The organism is Frankia sp. CcWB2 (assembly GCF_977927585.1).
Genome location: NZ_CDWRCM010000274.1, coordinates 1507 through 5039 on the forward strand (window position 1 = coordinate 1507; position 3533 = coordinate 5039).

3 protein-coding genes and 1 pseudogene are annotated in these 3533 nt (G+C 70.8%); 3 read left to right on the forward strand and 1 reads right to left on the reverse strand.

Annotation, left to right across the window (positions count from 1 at the left end):
• Positions 1 to 89: 89 nt before the first annotated feature.
• From ACY45C_RS20215 to ACY45C_RS20225, 3 genes and pseudogenes are all read left to right on the forward strand, one after another.
• Positions 90 to 710 (forward strand): annotated as a pseudogene (locus tag ACY45C_RS20215) (ABC transporter ATP-binding protein); the annotation flags it as partial.
• A 589-nt stretch (positions 711 to 1299) separates the two neighbouring features.
• Complete coding sequence (locus ACY45C_RS20220; protein WP_462189134.1) at positions 1300 to 2121, forward strand: ABC transporter; 822 nt, start codon at positions 1300 to 1302, stop codon at positions 2119 to 2121.
• Positions 2122 to 2276: 155 nt separating this feature from the next.
• Complete coding sequence (locus ACY45C_RS20225; RefSeq protein WP_462189135.1) at positions 2277 to 3179, forward strand: CD225/dispanin family protein; 903 nt, start codon at positions 2277 to 2279, stop codon at positions 3177 to 3179.
• A gap of 123 nt (positions 3180 to 3302) precedes the next feature.
• Here the strand turns inward: ACY45C_RS20225 and ACY45C_RS20230 are convergent.
• Positions 3303 to 3533: CD225/dispanin family protein (locus tag ACY45C_RS20230; protein ID WP_462189136.1), on the reverse strand; the 231-nt coding region annotated here is incomplete at its 5' end.

A 3533-nucleotide genomic window follows, 5' to 3' on the forward strand; every position in this document is an offset into this window, starting at 1 on the left:
TTATGCAACGGCTGCGCCACATTGCGTACGACGATGCCGCCGCTGGACGGACGACGTGAGGGGGCGGCCACACCAGTCTGATTCCCATGATGACAACCACTGGCGAGCGCAGTTCGCCATCACCCGGCACCACCCGGCCCGACACCACCCGACCGGCACCTGAGACAGACCGGCCGGCCGCCGTCGACGTCCAGGGTCTGACCAAGCGGTACGGGCGCCGGACCGTCGTCACCGGTCTCGACCTCACGATTCCCGAGGGGGTCGTCGCCGGATTCGTCGGGCCCAACGGGGCCGGCAAGACGACGACCCTGCGCATGCTGCTCGGCCTGGTCCGCCCCAGCGGGGGCTCCGGGACCGTCCTCGGTCATCCCCTGGTGACACCGGCCCGCTACCTGCCACGGGTGGGCGCCCTGATCGAGAGCCCCGCGCTGTACCCGGCGCTGTCCGGTGCCCGCAACCTCGCCTCCCTCGCCGTGCTGGGCGGGCAGGACCCGACGCGGGTGGACGGGATCCTCGACGAGGTCGGACTCACCGGCCGCGGCGCGGACAAGGTACGGACGTACTCCCTCGGCATGAAGCAGCGCCTCGCCATCGGCGCCGCCCTGCTCAGCGATCCGGACCTGCTCATCCTCGACGAGCCGACGAACGGACTGGACCCGATCGGGATCCGGCAGATGCGTGAGCTCATCCGATCCATCGCCGCCGGGCCGGCCATCGCCGGGAGCCGGCGCACGGCGCGCACCGTCCTGATCTCGTCGCATCTACTCGCCGAGGTCGAGCAGATCTGCGACTGGCTGATCGTCGTGGAGGGCGGGCGGCTGGCCTACCAGGGGCCGACCGACCGGCTGATGGCAACCTCCACCTACGACATCGTCCTACGCCCCGAGCACGACGATGACGTCCCGCTGCTCGCCGGTCTCCTCGCCGGCCTGGCGGTACCGGCGACGCGGCGGCCCCGGGATGTCGTCGTCAGTCTCGACGCGAACCCAGACGACGGACCCGACGGCCCCGACGGCCCCACCCGCCTGCTGGCCAGGATCAACCGGGCCGCGGCGGCCCGGGGCATCACCCTCGTCGAGATGTCTCCGCGCCGGCTCAGCTTGGAGGACCGCTACCAGGGTCTGGTCACCCAGGCCCGAACCCGGGCGGCGACATCACCGACACCAGCACCGACACCAGCACCGGCCGGCGTGCCGGCTCCCAGCGGCCCCCCACGGGCGGGACGACGACCAGATCCACGAGTCCGATCCGCGGGCTGTCCGCCGCTGCGGCGGCCCGTCATGACGAGGGGACACTGCGATGAGTCTCCTGGTAGCGGCCCGGCGGTCCTTCCACGCCGAGCCGATCAAGCTGTGGCGGCCGAGTACGGCGGTGGCCATGGGCATCCTCGCCCTGCTGAGCGTGCTGTCGACCGTGCTGCTCCTCGCACTGGCCGATCCGGGCGGCTCCCCGCCGGGCGGCAGCGGTGGGCCACCGAGCTTCGACGTCACGTTCACGCAGGTGTCCGCGGCGTCCGGGGTGGCACTCGGTTTCACCGGCGGGAGCACCTTCACCGGCCTGCTGGTCTTCCTCGTCTTCGCGATCAGCATCACCCTCGAGTACAGCCAGGGGACGCTGCGAACCCTGTTCCTACGGGAGCCCCGGCGGCTGGGTTGGCTCGCCGGACGCATGGCGGTCATGCTCGTCCTGGTGGCGGTGGCGCTCGTCGCCGCGCTGGTGGTCAGCATCGTCGTCGGGCTGGCCGTCGCCGGGATTCGGGACATTGACACGTCAGCGTGGTGGAGCGCCGACGCGCTCGGGGAGGCAGCGTCGAGCTACCTGAACGCGCTGGTGGCCGCCGTTTTCTTCGGACTCGCCGGGACCGTGCTCGGGCTGGTCCTGCGGTCGACGGCGCTCACCCTCGCCGTCGGGATCGCGTGGACGTTTCCGATCGAGCACATTGTCCAGGAGTCCTGGAGCGGAGCGGGCCGGGTCTTCCCTGGACTGGTCTTCGACGCGATCGGCCAGGGAGGTACCGCCGATGCCGGCTACGGGTCGGCGCTGCTGATCGGAGGTCTGTATGCCGCCGGTGCGGCGGTGATCGGGGCGGTGAGCCTGGCCCGCCGGGACGTCACGGCCTGACAGCACGAATCTGCCAAAGGCAGACGAATGGCGGACAGATGGCGGACGGATCGCCTATCATCACCGCTGATGGCGCCCGGCCGACGACGGGGAATGGCGGTTCGCATGGTGCCTTCCGATCGGAACCGCGGCGACGTCGTCAAGCGGATCGGACGTTGACCCCGCTCAACCGGCTGGTTCGCGAACTCGGCGGCGCCGACGCCTACACCGTGCTCGGGGTGGCGCGCACCGCTGACCGGGCGGAGATCCGCCGGGCGTACCGGGCCCGTGTCCGGGCCCATCATCCGGACAATCCCGCCAGCCGGGACGCACAGTCCATGCGCACGATGCAGCTCCTCACCGTGTCCCACGAAATCCTCGACAAGTGGCGGGACGAGTACGACGCCCGCCTCACCGGGCCGCCCTCGTCCCCGGCACCGGGCGCGGGCGGCCCGGGGTCGACGAACCACACCGGTCGGACGAACACCGGCACCCGCACGAACGCCGGTTGCCGGACGGGCACCGGTGCCCGCTGGGCTCCCTGGACCGCGGCCGACACCGGCGGTCACTACTACTCGAGCGGCCATCACTACTCGACCGGCTACCCGCGGAGTCGACACAACGACACCGGCCCCCACCCCCATCCGGGCTGGCCCGGAACACAGGCCCACCGACCCGCCGAACCCCACCAGGCGGTCCGGCGGCACACGCGGACACCGCGGCATGCACAGGCACCGCGACACGCACAGGCACCGCGGTCCACGCAGACACCACGGCACGCGCGGACGCGGCAGAGGTCGGGGGCGCGGCGGGGGCCAGGTTCCGAGGCGACGCCGAAGGTCGGCAACTACCTGGCTCTCGCGATCCTGACGACATTCCTGTGCGCGCCGCTCGGCGTGATGGGGATCATCAACTCCTCGCGCGCGTCACATCGGCTCCTTGCCCACGACGTCGCCGGGGCGCGCCGGGCATCGCGTCGCAGCCTGGCCTGGTGCCTGGCCGGACTCGTGTTCGGCCTCCTCTTCCTCGCGTCTCTCTCGGTAATGGCGGGGCTCGGCGACGGGAGCTCCATCGGCTGACGAGCCGACGACCGAGCCGAGCGGACGGCCGCTACCGAGTTGCGGGCTAGTCGGATGGCGGGACGATCCGATCTCGATGATCGATGAGCCTCGCGCCGGGTCACTACCACGGTGAGCGGGCGGTCAGCTGTTGTTCGCCGCCACCCCGACGATGATCACAATGGCCACCAGATAGATCAGGAGGATGGCCGCGAAGGCGATGACCGAGATGATGCACCACTTCTTCGCCTTGGCGGACGCCTCTAGGGCCTGTTTGGGAAGTATGTCCCGAGGCTGGCCGTGGATCTGATGGTGATTTTCGGATTGCATGATCCGTTGTGTGGTGCGGGGTGACCTGACGAACGAGCGGTGGGC

Excerpts from the sequence above, each read along its gene's own strand:
- ACY45C_RS20220 (WP_462189134.1), top strand. The coding sequence starts at position 1,300 with ATGAGTCTCCTGGTAGCGGCCCGGCGGTCCTTCCACGCCGAGCCGATC.